This window comes from Pseudonocardia adelaidensis, assembly GCF_039543345.1.
Lineage (GTDB): Bacteria > Actinomycetota > Actinomycetes > Mycobacteriales > Pseudonocardiaceae > Pseudonocardia > Pseudonocardia adelaidensis.
Genome location: NZ_BAABJO010000032.1, coordinates 1 through 16,361, shown reverse-complemented (window position 1 = coordinate 16,361; position 16,361 = coordinate 1). Strand labels below are relative to the sequence as shown.

The following is a 16,361-nucleotide window of genomic DNA, read 5'->3' as shown; positions in this document are numbered from 1 at the left end:
GCGGTCGTCGCGAACGTGGATCGCGTCGTCGTCGTCGGTCGTGGCGGGGCGGGGAAGTCCGTGATCTCGCGCCGCATCGGCGAGCTCATCGGTGCTCCGGTGATCGAGCTCGATGCCCTGTTCTGGCGGGACCCGGGCCTGCGGCCGCTCGCCGGGCAGGAGTGGGTCCGCGTCCAGGAGGAGTTCGTCCGGGAGCGGCCCAGGTGGGTCGCCGACGGCGACCTCGGCCCGTACGACGTGCTGTCGGTCCGGCTCCGCGCCGCGGACGCCGTCGTCATGCTCGACTACTCCCTCCTCCGCTGCGCCTGGCGCGCGCTTCGCCGCTCCCGGGAGGGCCGCGACTTCTGGAGCTGGGTGGTCACGTACCGGTGCCGTTGGAAGCCGCGGGTCCTCGCCGAGGTGGCCGTCCACGCGCCCGGCGCCGAGGTGCACGTCCTACGCAGCCCCCGGGACGCCAGCGCGCTCCTCCGCGCCCTTCGCGGGATGTGACGCGCGCCACGCCGTGACGGTTTTCCGGCCTGGGGCCGGTCTGGACAGGAGACCGAACCGACCACCTCCCGGAGGGCTCCGTGTCCGTTCCCATCCAGACCGCCGTCGTCACCGGTGCGAGCCGCGGCTTCGGGCGTGCGATCGCCGCCGCCCTCGTCGCCGCGGGTACCGGTGTCGTCGGCATCGCCCGAGACGAGCGCGCGCTGCGTTCCGTCCGCGACGAGCTCGGCGCCGGCTTCACGTTCGTCGCCGCCGACGCTACCGACGAGACGCTCGCGCAGGACGTGATCCGCGAGCACCGTCCCGGTCTGCTCGTCCTCAACGCCGGGGCCGCCCCGCACATGGCGCCCGTGCACGAGCAGACGTGGGAGACGTTCAGCCGCAACTGGCACACCGACACCCGGCACGCCTTCACCTGGACCCGGGCGGCGCTGCGGGCGCCGCTGGCACCGGGGAGCGTCGTCGTCGGGATGTCCAGCGGGGCCGCGCTGGCCGGCTCCCCGCTCAGCGGCGGATACGCCAGCTCCAAGGCCGCCGTCAGGTACATCCGCGGGTACGCGGCAGACGAGTCGGAGCGGGCCGGGTTGGACATCCGGTTCGTCTCGCTGCTCCCGCAGCTGACGCCGGCCGGAGGGGTCGGCTCGGTCGGGGTGACGGGCTACGCGGCGCGCCAGGGCGTCGACCGGGACACCTTCATCGAGGGCATGCAACCGGTCCTCACGGCGGAGCAGGTGGCCAAGGCCGTGCTCGAGGTCGCAGGGGATCCGGCGAGCGCGCCGGAGTACGTGGTGAGTGGTGCTGGACTGCGACCGGTGGACTGAGCCATGGTCGTGTCGTCGAGAGAGGCCGCGATGACGCATTCCGAGTTCGCCGCCGCGACGGAGCCGTTCCGGCCCGAGCTGCTCGCCCACTGCTACCGGTTGCTCGGGTCGGTCCACGACGCCGAGGACCTCGTGCAGGAGACCTACCTGCGGGCGTGGCGCGCGTTCGACCGGTTCGAGGGCCGCTCCTCGGTGCGCCGGTGGCTGTACACGATCGCCACGATGGCGTGCCTGACGGCGCTGCGGACGCGGTCCCGGCGGCCGCTCCCCTCGGGGCTGGGTGCGCCGGCGGAGGATCACCGCGTGGCGCTGGCGGCCGCTGAGCCGTCGGTGGCGTGGCTCCAGCCCGTGCCCGACGCGCTGGTCGACCCGGCGGGGATCGTCGCAGGGAGGGCGGGGGTGCGGCTCGCCTTCATCGCGGCGCTGCAGCACCTGCCCGCCCGGCAGCGCGCCGTGCTGACCCTGCGCGACGTGCTCGCGTTCCGGACGGCCGAGGTCGCCGACATGCTCGACACGACGCCGGACGCGGTCGACGCCGCGCTCCGCCGCGCCCGCGCCCACCTGGCCGCGGCCCGCCCGGTGGAGGACGACATCGCCGAGCCGGACGAGGGGAGCAGACGAGGCGTCCTCGACGGCTTCGTCGACGCGTTCACGAGGGGTGACCCGGACGCGCTGGTGAGCCTCCTGCGGGCCGACGTCGAGCTGGAGATGCCGCCGATCCCGACCTGGTTCACGGGCCGGGAGGCCGTCATCGGGTTCCTGGCCGCGCGGGTGCTGCGCCGGAGGGACCAGTGGCGCCTGGTGCCCACCCGCGCCAACGGCCAGCCGGCGGCCGTCGTCTACGAGCGCGCCGGCGCCGGGCGGTACGAGGCGCACGGGGTCGAGGTCCTGACCCTGATCGGGGACCGGATCGCCCGGATCACGGCGTTCAACGACCCGGACCTCGTGCCGGCGTTCGGGCTCGCGCGAACCATTGACGCAACCGAGCGGCTGCTATAAGTTGGGTAGCAACCAAGAAGTTGCTACTCAGTGGAGGCTGACATGGCGTTCCCCGACCGCATCGAGCGGACCGTCGAACTCGCCCACCCGCCGGAGAAGGTGTGGGCGGCGATCACCACGGCCGAGGGGCTGGGCACCTGGTTCGGCAACAAGGCCACGATCGACCTGCGCCCCGGCGGAGCGGCGCAGCTGACGTGGGACGAGGGCGCAACCGCGAACATGCGCATCGAGCGGGTCGAGGAGCCGACGGTGTTCGGCTTCAGCTGGCACATCTTCGGCCTGCCCGAGGACGACCCGCGCCGCACCTACGTCGAGTTCACGCTCGAACCGGTCGGCGCGATCACCCGGCTCACCGTGGTCGAGAGCGGCTTCGCGCAGCTCTCGGACGACGCGCACAGCACGGCCTTCGGCGGCAACACCGACGGCTGGGCCCGCGAGCTGGGCGAGCTGGTTGACTACCTCGATGCCGCCTGACGTCGAGGCCGTCGCAGAACAGGTCTTCGTCGCACTGGCCGACCCCAGCAGGCGCGCCATCCTGGCGACGCTCGCATCCCACGGGCCGGCCACCGCGACCGACCTCGCCGATCGCCTGCCGATCACCCGGCAGGCGATCGCCAAACACCTGGCCCTGCTGTCGGAAGCAGGGCTGGTGACGGCGCAGCCGGGGGAGCGGCGCCGAGTGCGGTACCGGCTGCGCTCCGCGCCCATGCGGGTGGCGCAGCAGTTCCTGGCCGCGCTCGCGCGCGACTGGGACGGCTCCCTCGACGCGCTGCAGGAACACCTCAACCGATGAAGGCTCGATCGATGAAGGCGGAAACCGACGATGAAGACACCACCGGTCGTATCGAAGGACGAGTGGGACGCCGCGCGCGAGCGGCTGCTCGTGAAGGAGAAGGAGCTGACGCGCGCCCGTGACGCCCTGGCCGCGCAGCGCAGGCGGATGCCGTGGCTCGCGGTGGAGGAGGACTACGAGTTCGAGGGGCCCCGGGGCAGGGTGCGCCTGGTGGACCTCTTCGAGGGGCGTCGCCAGCTGGTGGTCTACCGGGCGTTCTTCGAGCCCGGCGTGCACGGATGGCCCGACCACGCGTGCGTGGGGTGCTCCATGATGGCCGACCAGATGGAGGACGTCTCCCACCTGAACGCCCGCGACACCACCCTCGCCCTGGTCTCGCGCGCGCCGCAGCCGGACATCGAGCGCCTGAAGGCCAGGATGGGCTGGAAGATGCCGTGGTACACGCTGACCGACGGATTCGACGCCGACTTCGACGTGGACCAGTGGCACGGCACCAACGCGTTCATCCGCGACGGTCACCGCGTGTTCCGCACGTACTTCATCAACGGCCGCGGCGACGAGGCGCTGGGCACCGCGTGGGCCTACCTCGACATGACCGCGCTCGGCCGGCAGGAGGAGTGGGAGGACTCCCCGGAGGGCTACCCGCAGACCAAGCCGTACGAGTGGTGGAACTGGCACGACGCGTACGGCGACACCGCGGCGCCGCCCGCGGGCGAGGAGCAGGTGCGCCGGGCCGTGGACTCGGGGCTGCTGCCGGGCTGAGCGCACCCGCGGGCGCCGCGGCGAGTGCACGCGGGCCGGTCGGCCGCTGGTTCCCGACGATCTCAGCGGCCGGCCGGCGGCGGTAGCTGCCGCAGCACCGACAGGGCGATCGCGTCGAGCACCGAGTGCAGGCGGGCCTTGGCGTCGGCCCGGCTCACCGGCATCCGGGACGCGGTGGCCTTGTACGCCCGCAGGATCCGGAGCACCGTCCACCCCTGCTCCTCGGTGGCCGCGTCGTGGGCCTCGGCGAGCGCGCGCAGCCGGTCGAGCTCCACGTCCAGAGGGAGGTTCATCGCGGCGCTGACCTGCACCGCGATCTCCGCCGGGAGCGTCGCCAGTACCTCGGCCTTCTGCACGGTCCAGGAGTGGCCGAGGCTCGTGCCGGCCGCCGGGAGCGGGAGAGTGGGGATGGTGGCCCGCAGCGCAGCGCCCTTCGCGGGCAGCGGGGCCGGACAGCGCTCGAGCCGCTCGGCGACGATCTCCTGGATCAGGTCGGCGAGGTGCACGACCTCGTGCCGGTCGAAGTCCCGCAGGGCGGCGCCCGCCGCGCGGGCCTGCTGGGCGGCGTCGAGCAGGTGGTCGGCGGCCGCCTCCACGTAGGCGGGATCCGGCGGCGCGGTGGCGAACGCGGTGTTGAACGCGGCGTCGAACGCGGTGGCGGTGGCGGTCAGCGTCCGCACGAGCGGTCCGCCCAGCGCCGCGAGGTACTTCGGGCGGAGGGCGACCGTGGCGAGCAGCGGTCCCTGCATGCGGGCGTCCCGCTCGTACGTGAGCCGCTTCTGGTCCTCGCGCACCTCCGCGAGGCGCAGTCGCAGGCCGGCGAGGAGATCCCCGGGCGGGGCGACGTCGCCGAGCAGGACCTCGCCTGCCTCCAATCCCAGCTCGACCGCCACCGCCCGCACGGCGATGCCGACGCGGACCTGCTCCGGGCTCCCGACGGGGAAGAGCGGCGTATCGGCGCCGGCCGCGTTCATCCGCCCGAGGACGCCCTCGATCGCGTCCTGCGCCGCGCGCGCCACCTGCACGTACCGCCACGCCTCGGGGGACCGGGTCGCGAGCGCGGCGCTCCACCGGTCCAGCGCGTCCACCAGCGTCCCGTCGAGCGGTCCGAGCACCTCGAGGAGCCGGCGGTGCCGCGCCTTGCCGGGGAGGTCGCGGTCGGACCTCGGCGCGTACTGGCGGGCCTGTTCGCGCATGTCGACGTAGAGCGCGGACAGCCGGCCGCGGAACAGGTGGGCGGCGAGGCGGTCGCGGGTGCCGCCGCCGAGCGCGACGAGGGCGTGTGCGGTGCTGCGCAGGTCCTCGCGGGCCCGGTGGTCCGCCGCCTCCTGCGCGGTGGCGTTCGGCCCCGGCGGTCGGTCCTCGAGCCGCACCGCGCCCCGGCGGTCCGGTGGCGGCGCCGTCGTGACCCCGGCGAGCGCGGCGACCGCCATCTGGGCGAGCTCGGCGGCCACCGCTCTGGGCACCGGATCCGCGCCGCGCGTCAGCGTGCGCACCCGGTTCAGGACCGCCTCGACGGGCTCCGCGCGGCCGGCGCCCGCGGTGATCAGGACGTCGACCAGGTCGGCCTTCTCGGCCGCGGTGGCCCACAGCCAGCGGGGCCTGACGTCGTGCCTGCCCAGTTCGGCGACGACGGCGAGCAACGCCGCCTGCTCGCGCAGGTGCTGCACGGGGGGCATCCCCCTCGGCCGCGCCGCGGTGGCGGCCATGGCGTGCCAGAAGTCGGCGTCGGACGTGGTCCTCCAGGTGAGGACGGCCTCGTCGAGGAGGGCGACGAGCGACCGCGGCATCGCGGGGGCCTCGGGGCGCGACTCGCCGCGCAGGCGGGACCGCAGACCGTCGAGGGAGGGGCTCGCGACCAGGTCGATCCGCCTCCCACCGTTCGCCGCGATGCCGAGCAGCACCACGGCGAGGCGGGCCGTGGCCCGACCGCCCGTCCCCGGGGTATCGGCCGCGGCCATGAAGCCGCGCACGGTCTCGTCGAGGTCGCGCAGCCGCGGATCGTCCAGGCCGTCGGCGACCGCCGCCGCGTCGGCGACGGTCCGTGGCGGGTCGGCCGCTGTGCCGCCGGCGTCCCGGATCACCTGCACGTCGCGCTTCGTGCGTCGCCGGTGTGCGGGAGGGTCACCGCGACGGTGCCTCGTCGTACACGGGCCCTCCCCGGGAGTGTGCTACCGCCGGCGGGAGATGCGCTGGTAGACCGCCGGAGTCTAGGACCGCGCCGCGGCGGAGAACGTGGACCGGAAGGGTGAGCACGCGCCGCGCTCCGGGTGATCCGGCGCCGGGTACTACCCCGATCGGGCCTGCCGGCAGCCGGGTCAGGCCGGGGTCGTCGCCTCGCTCGCCGACCAGTCGAGCAGCAGCTCGGGCAGGGGAACCGGCAGGGGCCGGGTCAGGTCGAGGCCGTAGACGTCCAGCAGGAATGCGCGGAAGTCGACGTCGAACGGCTCCTGCGAGGTGGCCAGCTGCTCGAAGAACCGTGCCGGGTCGGTGGCATCGATGACGAGGAGCTCGATCGGCCCCTGCGGTGTCTCCTGCACCCACGACCTCGTGCGCTCGGCACCCAGGCGACGGCGCGAGGCGTCGTACTCGCCGCGGCGTTCCCCGGCGAACGACTGGACGGCCGCGCGCCAGGCGTCGTACTTCTCGGGCGGGATGGGCATCGCGAGTGCGATCGTCGGCATCTCGGAGGCTCGTCGCCGGTCGCGTCGGTGTTAGCGGATTCGGTGGCAGACGGGTGGTTCACCAGCGTCTTACGCTCGGTGGATGGCGCTGCGTGACTACCTGGTGGGCGAGGTCGCCGAGGACTACGCGGACGGGGTGCTGACGCGGAGGGAAGCCCTGCGCCGGCTCGCGCTGCTCGGGCTCGGTGCCGCCGCGTCGAGCGCGCTGCTGTCCGCATGTTCCCCGGCGCCCGGGGTGCAGCAGGCGAGCGCACCCCCTCCGCCGCCGCCCGCCGACCCACCCGGGCGGGCGCAGAGCGTCGGGCGGGGACAGGAGGTCCGGTTCGCCGGGCCCGCGGGAGAGCTGATCGGCGCCTGGGCCGCACCCACCGGCGGCCGTCCGAGGGCGGCGCTGCTGGTCGTCCACGAGAACCGCGGCCTGACCGAGCACTTCTTCGACCTCGTCGGCAGGCTGGCCGGCGCCGGGTACGGCACGCTGTGCGTCGACCTGTTGTCGGCCCGGGGCGGGACGGCAGCGCTGACCGATCCCGCCCAGGCTCCGACCGTCCTGGCCGACACCCCGGTGGACGCGCTGCTCGCCGACCTGCGCGCGGGCATCGACGAGCTGGGGCGCCGCGTGCCCGGCGGGAAGGTCGGCGTGGTCGGCTTCTGCTTCGGCGGTGGGATGACCTGGCAGCTGCTGCAGGCGGGCGAGCCCAGGCTGGCCGCGGCCGTCCCGTTCTACGGTCCGGTGCCCGACCAGCCCGACTTCCACGGGGTCACGGCCGCCGTGCTCGCGATGTTCGCCGGGCTGGACGACCGGGTGAACGCCGGCCGGGAGCGTGCCGAGGCGGCGTTGCGGGACGCCGGCGTGACGTACTGGATACGCACCTTCGAGGGCGCCGACCACGCGTTCTTCAACGACACCGGGCCCCGGTACGACGCGGACGCCGCCCGGCAGGCCTACGCGGACATGCTGGACTGGTTCGGCCGCTACCTCGCCTGAGCCGTTGCGGCTTGCCCCTCTTGCTTGCATGAGCTAATTTTTGCTCGTGCGAGCAAAGACGTTCACGGAGTCGGGCCGTCGCGCCCAGATCGTGGAGGCGGCGATCGAGGTGATCGCCGAGGTCGGCTACGCCAAGGCGTCGTTCACCCGGATCGCGAAGCACGCCGGGCTGTCGAGCACCGGCATGATCAGCTACCACTTCGCGGGCAAGGACGACCTGCTCGCGGTGTGCGTCGCCGAGATCGAGCGGGTCACCGGCGCGTTCATGCAGCCGCGCATCGACGCCGCCGAGGGGCACGTCGCCCAGCTGCGCGCCTACGTCGAGGCGAACGTCGCGCTCGTCGGCGAGCACCCGGCCGCCGTCCGCGCCCTGATCGACATCGTGAAGAACCGCGCCGCGCGGAGCGCGGCGGTCGACGGTCGGCTGGCGCTGTTCGAGGAGCACTTCCGCGCCGGGCAGGCGGCGGGCGTCTTCCGCCCCTTCGACGCGCGCACCGCGGCGATCGCCCTCACCACCGGCCTCGACGCCGTCGTCGTCACCGCGGCCACCGATCCGCCCGGACCCGCCGAGCTCGCCCGCATCGGCCGCGAGCTCGCCGACCTGTACGTGCGGGCGACCGCGCCCGAAGCCGAGGGGGGAACCAGATGATGATCGACGAGAAGGCCGCGCCCGACGCGGGCCTGCGGCGGGTGGTCCGCGCCAACGTGATGACCGTCGTGTTCGAGGTGGTCGTGCCGATGGCGGTGTTCTACGGGCTGCGCGCCGCGGGCGTGAGCCAGTGGTGGGCGTTGATGGCCTGCGCGCTGGCGGCCACGCCGCACGTGCTGTGGACCATCGCCCGCAAGCGCCGCGTCGACCTCGTCGCCATGGTGACGGTCAGCGTGCTGGTGCTCTCCGTGGTGATCGGCCTGCTGTCGGACGACCCGCGCAGCCTCGCGATCCGGGAGGGGTGGACCGCGGCGCTCGGCGGGCTGTTCGGCGCGTGGATGCTGGTCTCGGTGGTCGTCGGCCGGCCCGCGCAGCTGACGCTGGGCCGCACGATCGCCGAGGTCAAGCGGGGTGCCGAGGGTGCGGCGGCGTGGGCGGCGCGCTGGGACACCGACGCCCGGTTCCGGCGCGGGCTGCGCGTCGACACGGCCGTCTGGGGCGCCGTGCTGCTGGTCAACGCGGTGGTGCACGTCGTGCTCGTCTACACCTTGCCGATCGACCTCATCTCGCTGGTCACCACCGTGGTGTGGTTCGCCTCGATGGCCTGCCTGATCACCTGGCACGTCTGGTACATCCGCAGGGAACGCCTCGAAGCGTGACGCGCCGTCGCGCTCGAGCCGCCGATCTGGTCACGGGGCGTGGGCCCCTCACTCGGCCGGCGACGTCGGTGACCCGGCACCCGTCGCACGGGTGGTGCCCGTGCGCGCCGGCCCAGCAGCGTTGAGCGGCGTGGCGATGTCCTCGAGCGAGCGGCCCTCCGCGGCGACCCCGAAGATCGCCGCGACGATCCCGCCCGCCACCATCACTGCCGCCCCGAGCAGGTAGCCCCAGAACAGTCGCGTCGGGTCCGACCCGTCGCCGATCAGCGCGCCGTAGACCACCGGACCGAGCGCGCCGAAGCACTGCGCGATCGCGAAGAACACCGCGATCGCCTTCGCGCGCACCTCCATCGGGAAGATCTCGCTCACCGTCAGGTAGGCGGAGCTGGCGCCGGCCGATGCGAGGTAGAAGATGACGCACCACGCGATCGTCTGGGTGATCGCGGTCAGCAGGCCGGCGTTGAACAGCACCGCCGTGATCGCGAGCAGGATCCCGGACGCGATGTACGTGCTCGAGATCATCACCTTCCGGCCGATCGTGTCGAACAGGTGCCCCAGCGTCAGCGGGCCGAGCAGGTTCCCGACGCAGAACGCGATGAGGTACAGCGGCGTCGACGCCGACGGCACCCCGTAGAACTTGCCGAGCACCAGCGTGTACGTGAAGAAGATCGCGTTGTAGAGGAAGGACTGCGAGATCATCATGCTGGCGCTGAGGATCGAGCGGGTCGGGTAGTCGCGGAAGAGCACGCGTGCCAGCGCGATGTAGCCGTGGTCGTCCGCGGCCCTGAGCTCGATCGCGCTGTCCTCCTGCACGGGAGGCAGGTCGCGCCCGCTCGCCCGCACCTCGTCCTCGATCTGGGCGATCGTCTCCTCGGCGTCGCGCTCCCGCCCGTGCATGACCTGCCAGCGGGCGCTCTCGGGGAGGTTGCGCCGCGCGTAGAGGATCACGACGCCCAGCACGGGACCCACGAGGAAGCCGATCCGCCAGCCGAGGCTCGGTTCCAGCTGGTTGAGCAGGACGAAAGTGCTCAGGGTGCCCAGCAGTGCTCCGGCCCAGTAGGTCCCGTTGACCATGATGTCGACGCGGCCGCGGTAACGCGCCGGAATGAGCTCGTCGATCGCGGAATTGATCGCCGCGTACTCACCGCCGATTCCCATACCGGCGATGAACCGGGTGGCGTAGAGGAAGATGAGCCAGCCGGCGCCGTTGCCCAGCGTCAGTGCCGTCAACGCGCTGCCCACGAGGTACACGCCCAGCGTGATCATGAAGAGGTTGCGCCGACCGAGCCGGTCCGACATCCGGCCGAACACCAGCGCCCCGACGACCTCGCCCGCGAGGTAGACGGTGGCGATCAGGCCGACCTGCGTCGAGGAGAGGCCGAGCGTCGCCGGCTCGCTCAGCGTGTCGGCGACGGCGCTGGCGACCGTGATCTCCAGCCCGTCCAGGATCCACACCACGCCGAGGGCCACGACCATCCGCGTGTGGAACGGAGACCACGGCAGCCGGTCGATCCGGGCGGGAATCAGACTCTTCACGGTGCCTTGGGCACCGATTTCTGCGTGCGCACCCATGGGCACGTATTCCCGGCCGCACGATCGAACACACTTCGGGGCAGCTCACGGCAAAGGGGCAAAAAGGGATGAAACGGGGAATCGGGATGGGTTTCCGAGTGGCGCTGTGAGCGGCCGGGTGCGGTCGTCCGGGTGTTCTGCGCATCAGAATCTCTGGCTCCCGAGAGCCAGAACCGCCCTGGCGTCCGAGGTCATGACGGGGACGTCCTCCGGGTACCGCGCCGCGATCACGGTCACGATGTTGTGCTGGGTGCTCGTCGTGTTCGACGGGTACGACCTCATCGTCTACGGCACCGTGCTGCCCGCACTGCTCACCGAGCCCGGCTGGGGCTTGACGCCCGCGACCGCCGGGCTCCTGGGCAGCCTCGCGTTCGTGGGGATGTTGGGGGGCGCCCTGCTCGCCGGCTTCATATGCGACCGGATCGGCCGTCGCGCTCGCCACGCTGGCCACCTTGTTCGCCTGGTACGGCCTGGGCACCTGGCTGCCGCAGCTGATGCGCACGGCGGGGTTCGACCTCGGTCCCGCGCTCGCGTTCCTGCTCGCGCTGAACCTCGGCGCGGTGCTCGGCTCGCTCGTGAGCGCGTGGGGCGGTGTCCGGTACGGGCCGGTGCCCACGGCCGTCGTCGCCTGCCTCGCCGCGGCGGCGGGGTTGCTCGTGCTCCTCACCGCGTCCGGGACGGCCGTGTCCTACCTGGCGCTGATCTTCGCGGGCGTCGGCACGCACCAGCCAGTGCCTGATCATCGCGGCGGTCGCGAGCCACTACCCGGCTGCGTTGCGCGGCTCCGCGCTCGGGGTGGCGCTCGGCGTCGGGCGCATCGGTGCCGTCGCTGCTCCCCAGGTCGGCGGTCTGCTGCTCGCCGCGGAGCTCGGGGTGAACGCCAACTTCCTCGTCTTCGCCGTTGCAGCCGCCGTCGCCGGTCTGGTGCTGCTGCCCGCGCCCCGCGCAGCGGCGGCCCCGTCGGCCGCCTCGCCCGAGGGCGCGCCGATCCGCTAGTGGGACGGCGAACGCGGGATCCGGCTCGGTTACAGTGACGGGAGATTCCTCAGACAAGTAGAGGTGTGTGCTGGTGAACGCCCAGCTCCAGCGGCATCCCCTCGCCGCGCAGGTCGCCGATGCGCTGCTCCGACGCATTCGGGCGGGGGAGTGGTCGCTGGGACACCGGCTGCCCGCGGAGACGGTGCTGGCCGCACGGCTGGGCGTGGGACGCTCGACGTTGCGCGAGGCGATCCGGGAGCTCGCCGGCAAGGGTGTGCTCGACAGCCGCCAGGGCGCAGGCGTGTTCGTCACGGCGCTCGACGTGGCCGAGGACTGGGACGCGGTCCTGCGCCGCGCCGACGTCGCGGCGGTGATCGAGGCGCGGATCGCGATCGAGACCGAGGCCGCCGGCCTGGCCGCCGTTCGCCGCACGCCCGCGGACGTGCGTGGGCTGCGGCGCGCGCTCGCCGCCCGGGCACCCGCGGGCCGGCCCGTGGAGGGGCACGTCGACGCGGACATGGCCCTGCACCGCGCGGTGTTCGTGGCCGCCCACAACGAGGTGCTGGTGGAGCTGTTCGACGCGTTCGTGCCGCGCGTGCGCACCACCATGGTCCACATGCTGCGGGTGCGCCCGCTGGCCTCGGAGGAGGCCGACCACGCCGCGCACGCGGTGCTCGTCGACGCCATCGCGCGGCGGGATGCACCGGCCGCGGCCGCGGCGAGCCGCACCCACCTGACCGCATTGAAGGAGGCGCTCGCATGAGGACCCCGGTCCTCGAACTGGTCGACGTGACGTTCCGCCGCGCCGGCACCGAGATCCTGCACGGCGTGTCGTTCACGGTCGGCGCGGGCGAGCACTGGGCGTTGCTCGGGCCCAACGGCGCGGGCAAGAGCACGGTCCTCGGCTTCTGCGGCGCCGTCACGCACCCCACCACCGGCGTCGTGCGCGTGCTCGGCGGGCAGCTGGGGCGGGTGGAACTGCAGGCGTTGCGCCGCAGCATCGGGCACGTGAACCCGCGGCACCCGCTGCGCTCGCCGCTCACCGTGCTGGAGGTCGTGCTCACCGGCCTGACCGGCAGCATCGAGGTGCCGCCCCGCTGGACCCCCGACGCCGCCCAGCTCGCCAGGGCGCACGACCTGCTCGGCGCGTTCGGGCTCGCGGGGAAGGCGGAGGACCGCTGGCCCACGCTGTCGCAGGGGGAGCGGGGCCGGGTGCTCATCGCCCGCGCGCTGATCCCGGGCCCCCGGCTGCTGTTGCTGGACGAGCCGTCCACCGGCCTGGACGTCGCGGCGCGCGAGCAGCTGCTCGAAGCGATCGACGGGCTGGACGTCACGCATCCCGGCACCGCGTCGGTGCTGGTCACCCACCACCTCGAGGAACTGCCGACCACCACCACCCACGCGCTGCTGCTCGCCGACGGCCGGGTCGTCGCGTCCGGGCCGGTGGACGAGGTGGTCACCAGCAGGAACGTGAGCGCGGCCTTCGCGCACCCCATCGACGTCGAGCGCCGCGACGGGCGCTGGAGCGCCCGGGCCGGACGCCTGCTGCCCGCGGCAGGTGGCTGACCGGCGGTCTCGTCTCATCCCGTGGGTGGATCCGGAGATCGCCCCGTGCTCCGACGCGGGAGGGGGCCCCGGAGCGGGAGGGTCGTGGCATGACCACGCTCGATCCGCTCACCGCGGCCGGCCGCCTCCCCGCCGGGTCCCCTGCGCCGTCCGCACCGCCCGAACCGCGGCCTGAGCCGCCCCGCAGCCGGCTCGCCGGAGTGGACGCCGCCCGCGGCCTCGCCGTCATCGGGATGATCGTCGCCCACGTGGCCGCCGCCGACGCGGCCGCTCCGCTCTGGCAGGCCGTGAACGGGCGTGCCGCGGTGCTGTTCGGCGTCCTCGGCGGGGTGTCCCTCGCGCTGATGTCGCGGGTCGCGTTGCGGTCCGGTGACCCGGTGTCGCGAGCGGGGCTGCGGCGCCGGGTCGCGGTGCGCGCGGTGTTGCTCGCCGCGCTCGGGATCGGGCTGGTCCCGATCAGCTCCGGGCCGATGGTGATCCTCCCGGTGTACGGCGTCGAGTTCCTGCTGGTCCTGCCGCTGCTGTTCACCCGAGCCCGAACCTTGGCCTGGACGGCCGCGGTGTGGGCGGTGGCCGGGCCGCTGCTGTCGTTCGCGCTGCGCTCGCGGATGGAGGTGACCACGCTCGGCGGGACGATCGCGCCGTCCGACCTGACCTCGTTCTCCGCCGCGGGTGAGGCGGTCGTCCGGTTGCTGCTGACCGGTGCCTACCCGGTGCTCACGTGGATGCCGTTCCTACTGGCCGGGATGGCGATCGGCCGGCTCGACCTGGTGCGGTCCGCCGGACGGCTGATCGCCGGTGGCCTGGTCGGCGCCACGCTCGGCTACGGGGGATCATGGCTCGCCGTGGACGTGCTCGGTGGGCGGCAGGCACTCGTGGACGCGGTCGCCCCCGTCGCCGGGAAGCTCGCGGTCCCCGCGGATCAGGTGCTGGAGCTCCTCTCGAGCAGCTCGTACGGCACCGTCCCCACCACCTCACCGGCGTGGCTGCTGACCGCCACACCGCACAGCGGGAGCCCGTTCGACGTCGTCGGCGCAGGTGGGGTCGCCGTCGCCGTGCTCGGGGTCTGCCTGCTCGCCGCCCGCGGGGTGCCGTGGCTGCTCGCGCCGCTCGGCGCCACCGGGGCGCTCGCCCTGACCCTCTATTGCGGCCACATCGCCGCGCTCGCGCTGGTGCAGGACACCGCCGCCATCGGCCCGTGGCCGGTGACCGCCATGTTCGTGGCCGGGGCCGTCCTCGCCGCGTCCGGGTGGCGGAGCCTGGCCGGCAGAGGGCCCCTCGAGGCGTTGCTGCACACCGCGTCGGCCCGCACGGGAGGTGCCCGGTGACCCGCGTCGAGCGCACCGGCCCGGTGGAGCGGTTCGTCTCCTTCAACCGGCGCAACCCGATGGTCCTCGACGGCGCGCTGGCCGTCGTGCTGTTCCTCGTCGCGCTGCAGTGGACGCTGGAGGGGAAGGTCCCGCGCGACGCCCGCACGCTCGCGATCGTCGTCGCGGTGCTGGCCACGGCGCCGGTCGTGTTCCGGCGGCGCAACCCGGTACCGGCGGCCGCCGCGACCGCGGTCGTCGCCGCGGCCGGCACGTTCACGTTCTCCGGCACCCTCGCCGCGTTCATCCTCCCCGCCCTGATCATGGGGTACTCGGCCGTCGCGTACGGCCCGCGCTGGGCGGGCCGGCTCGTCGCCGCGGTGCTGGCGGTCGGGATGTTCGGGCCGCTGCTGTTCTCCGGGTTCTTCGTGTCCGATCCGGAGAACGGCTGGATCGGGCCGCTCCTCGTCGCGGGCTTCATGCTGCTCGTGCTGCTCTGCGTGCTGCTGTTGGGTGCGACGCGCCGCGCCCAGCGCCGCTACGCCGAGCAGCTCCAGGAACGCGCCCGGCTGCTGGAGGAAGGGCGCCGCCAGGAGGTCCGGATCGAGCTGCTGGCCGAGCGGTCGCGCATCTCCCGGGAGGTGCACGACATCGTCGCGCACTCGCTGTCCGGGATCATCGCCCAGGCCGACGGCGGGCAGTACGCCGCCCAGCGCGACCCGCAGAAGGCCGTAGAAGTGCTCGCCGGGATCGGCAGCGCCGGGCGGGAGGCGCTCGGCGACGTCCGCGGGCTGCTGGCGGTGCTGCGCGACACCGGCCCGCTCGACGAGGACGCCTCCGACCGCCCCCAGCCCGGCACCGACCACCTCCCCGCGCTGGTGGAGCAGGTCCGCGCCGGCGGGCTGCCCGTCGACCTGACGGTCACGGGCACCCCCCGCGCGCTGGACAACGGATCGGGTCTGACGGCCTACCGCGTGGTCCAGGAGGCGCTGACGAACGTCATCAAGCACGCCGGGCGGGACACGCCGACCCACGTCACCCTCGCCTGGACCGACGACGAGCTCACCGTCTCCGTCAGGGACGAGGGCGTGCAGGGTCCCCGGCCGACCCCGCCGCGCGGCGGGCACGGGGTGATCGGCATGCGTGAGCGGGCCGCACTGCACGGCGGCTCCGTCGAGATCGGGCCGCATCCCGACGGCGGGTTCGCCGTCCGGCTGCGGCTGCCCCTGGTGACCCCCGAGTCCTGATCCCGAGGAGAACGGTGAACGACCCCGTCCGGTTGATGCTCGTCGACGACCAGGAGTTGGTGCGGGCCGGCTTCGCGATGGTGCTCGACTCCTGCGACGACCTGAACGTCGTCGCCCAGGCCGGCGACGGCGAGGAGGCACTCGCGACGCTGGGACGAACCGGCGTCGACGTCGTCCTGATGGACGTGCGCATGCCCCGGCTGGACGGCATCGAGGCCACGCGCCGGGCCGTCGCGAGGCACCCGGACCTGCGGGTGATCGTGTTGACCACGTTCGACCTCGACGAGTCGGTCACCGCCGCGATCGGTGCGGGGGCCAGCGGGTTCCTGCTCAAGGGCGTCCGGCCCGACGACCTGATCGAGGCCGTCCGGACGGTGCACCGGGGCGACTCGGTGATCGACCCGGTCTCCACCCGACGGCTGCTGCGCGCCACCGCGCCACTCCTCGGCGACCAGCGGTCGACGGCCGCCGCCGCGACCACGGTGCTCGAGGAGCTCACCCCGCGCGAACGGGAGGTGCTCGGCCTGGTGGGGGAGGGTCGGTCGAACGCCGAGATCGCCGCCGACCTCGTCGTGTCGGAGGCGACGGTCAAGACCCACATCGGCCACCTGCTGGCGAAGACGGGGTCCCGGGACCGGGTGCAGCTGGTGGTGCTGGCGTTCCGCGCGGGGCTGGTCAGCTGAGCCGGGAGCGGCGGGGGCGGAGCTTGTGCCGTGGCGGTTCGGGCACCACCAGGTCCAGCGGCGGCACCGGGTAGTCCGAGGCCGGCTCGACCGCCGCCGGCCCCTCCACCTTCCGGTCCGGCACCAGGAACGCCACCAGCAACACCACCGCCAGCGCGATCCCCAAC

General features: G+C 73.8%; 18 protein-coding genes and 2 pseudogenes. 16 read left to right on the top strand and 4 right to left on the bottom strand.

The genetic code is table 11. From position 1 onward, the window contains the following. Positions 1–15: 15 nt before the first annotated feature. The 6 genes from ABEA81_RS32255 (at position 16) to ABEA81_RS32230 (ending at position 3,864) form a co-directional block, all read left to right on the top strand. Positions 16–489: a P-loop NTPase family protein gene (locus ABEA81_RS32255; RefSeq protein ID WP_345610395.1), complete on the top strand. Its 474-nt coding sequence runs from the start codon at positions 16–18 to the stop codon at positions 487–489. A gap of 80 nt (positions 490–569) precedes the next feature. Next, a complete protein-coding gene (locus tag ABEA81_RS32250) occupies positions 570–1,310 on the top strand; it encodes an SDR family oxidoreductase (protein WP_345610394.1) in 741 nt (246 codons plus the stop codon). Positions 1,311–1,313: 3 nt separating this feature from the next. Continuing rightward, a complete protein-coding gene (locus tag ABEA81_RS32245) occupies positions 1,314–2,309 on the top strand; it encodes an RNA polymerase subunit sigma-70 (RefSeq protein ID WP_345610393.1) in 996 nt (331 codons plus the stop codon). 42 nt (positions 2,310–2,351) lie between these two features. Beyond that, on the top strand, positions 2,352–2,783 hold the full coding sequence (locus ABEA81_RS32240; RefSeq protein WP_345610391.1) for an SRPBCC domain-containing protein: 432 nt from the start codon (positions 2,352–2,354) through the stop codon (positions 2,781–2,783). After that, a complete protein-coding gene (locus ABEA81_RS32235) occupies positions 2,773–3,102 on the top strand; it encodes an ArsR/SmtB family transcription factor (RefSeq protein ID WP_345610389.1) in 330 nt (109 codons plus the stop codon). The genes ABEA81_RS32240 and ABEA81_RS32235 overlap by 11 nt, the downstream gene beginning before the upstream one ends. A gap of 30 nt (positions 3,103–3,132) precedes the next feature. Continuing rightward, positions 3,133–3,864 (top strand): DUF899 domain-containing protein, encoded by a 732-nt coding sequence (locus tag ABEA81_RS32230; protein ID WP_345610388.1) that lies wholly within the window; start codon positions 3,133–3,135, stop codon positions 3,862–3,864. A 62-nt stretch (positions 3,865–3,926) separates the two neighbouring features. Here ABEA81_RS32230 and ABEA81_RS32225 read toward each other — a convergent pair whose 3' ends face one another. Both ABEA81_RS32225 and ABEA81_RS32220 read right to left on the bottom strand, forming a co-directional pair. Next, positions 3,927–5,954: a hypothetical protein gene (locus ABEA81_RS32225; protein ID WP_345610386.1), complete on the bottom strand. Its 2,028-nt coding sequence runs from the start codon at positions 5,952–5,954 to the stop codon at positions 3,927–3,929. Between the two features lie 228 nt (positions 5,955–6,182). Next, entirely contained in the window at positions 6,183–6,548 is a 366-nt protein-coding gene (locus ABEA81_RS32220) for a hypothetical protein (protein WP_345610385.1), read from the bottom strand. Between the two features lie 82 nt (positions 6,549–6,630). Between ABEA81_RS32220 and ABEA81_RS32215 the strand changes: the two genes are divergently transcribed. The 3 genes from ABEA81_RS32215 to ABEA81_RS32205 are packed head-to-tail and all read left to right on the top strand — an operon-like array spanning position 6,631 to position 8,841. Beyond that, complete coding sequence (locus ABEA81_RS32215) at positions 6,631–7,533, top strand: dienelactone hydrolase family protein (protein WP_345610384.1); 903 nt, start codon at positions 6,631–6,633, stop codon at positions 7,531–7,533. Positions 7,534–7,579: 46 nt separating this feature from the next. Beyond that, complete coding sequence (locus ABEA81_RS32210) at positions 7,580–8,182, top strand: TetR/AcrR family transcriptional regulator (protein WP_425570766.1); 603 nt, start codon at positions 7,580–7,582, stop codon at positions 8,180–8,182. Next, a complete protein-coding gene (locus ABEA81_RS32205) occupies positions 8,179–8,841 on the top strand; it encodes a VC0807 family protein (protein ID WP_345610381.1) in 663 nt (220 codons plus the stop codon). Before ABEA81_RS32210 ends, ABEA81_RS32205 begins: the two co-directional genes overlap by 4 nt. Before the next feature lie 48 nt (positions 8,842–8,889). Here the strand turns inward: ABEA81_RS32205 and ABEA81_RS32200 are convergent, their stop codons facing one another. Continuing rightward, positions 8,890–10,377, bottom strand: a complete 1,488-nt coding sequence (locus ABEA81_RS32200; RefSeq protein WP_345610379.1) for an MFS transporter — start codon at positions 10,375–10,377, stop codon at positions 8,890–8,892. A gap of 449 nt (positions 10,378–10,826) precedes the next feature. Here ABEA81_RS32200 and ABEA81_RS42805 point away from each other — a divergent pair. From ABEA81_RS42805 to ABEA81_RS32170, 7 genes and pseudogenes are all read left to right on the top strand, one after another. Next, a pseudogene (locus ABEA81_RS42805) lies at positions 10,827–11,072 on the top strand (MFS transporter); the annotation flags it as partial. A gap of 115 nt (positions 11,073–11,187) precedes the next feature. Beyond that, the gene (locus ABEA81_RS32195; protein ID WP_345610377.1) at positions 11,188–11,409 is read left to right on the top strand and encodes a hypothetical protein; all 222 of its coding nucleotides are present in this window, start codon (positions 11,188–11,190) and stop codon (positions 11,407–11,409) included. 73 nt (positions 11,410–11,482) lie between these two features. Beyond that, entirely contained in the window at positions 11,483–12,154 is a 672-nt protein-coding gene (locus ABEA81_RS32190) for a FadR/GntR family transcriptional regulator (protein WP_345610376.1), read from the top strand. Further along, complete coding sequence (locus tag ABEA81_RS32185) at positions 12,151–12,957, top strand: ABC transporter ATP-binding protein (protein WP_345610374.1); 807 nt, start codon at positions 12,151–12,153, stop codon at positions 12,955–12,957. Before ABEA81_RS32190 ends, ABEA81_RS32185 begins: the two co-directional genes overlap by 4 nt. A gap of 89 nt (positions 12,958–13,046) precedes the next feature. Next, positions 13,047–14,285 (top strand): heparan-alpha-glucosaminide N-acetyltransferase domain-containing protein, encoded by a 1,239-nt coding sequence (locus tag ABEA81_RS32180; RefSeq protein ID WP_345610372.1) that lies wholly within the window; start codon positions 13,047–13,049, stop codon positions 14,283–14,285. Continuing rightward, the gene (locus ABEA81_RS32175; RefSeq protein ID WP_345610370.1) at positions 14,282–15,511 is read left to right on the top strand and encodes a sensor histidine kinase; all 1,230 of its coding nucleotides are present in this window, start codon (positions 14,282–14,284) and stop codon (positions 15,509–15,511) included. Before ABEA81_RS32180 ends, ABEA81_RS32175 begins: the two co-directional genes overlap by 4 nt. Positions 15,512–15,525: 14 nt before the next feature. Continuing rightward, complete coding sequence (locus tag ABEA81_RS32170; RefSeq protein ID WP_345610369.1) at positions 15,526–16,194, top strand: response regulator transcription factor; 669 nt, start codon at positions 15,526–15,528, stop codon at positions 16,192–16,194. Here ABEA81_RS32170 and ABEA81_RS42800 read toward each other — a convergent pair. Beyond that, positions 16,187–16,361: pseudogene (locus ABEA81_RS42800) on the bottom strand (NADH-quinone oxidoreductase subunit NuoH); the annotation flags it as partial. The gene ABEA81_RS32170 and the pseudogene ABEA81_RS42800 sit on opposite strands and share 8 nt — an antisense overlap.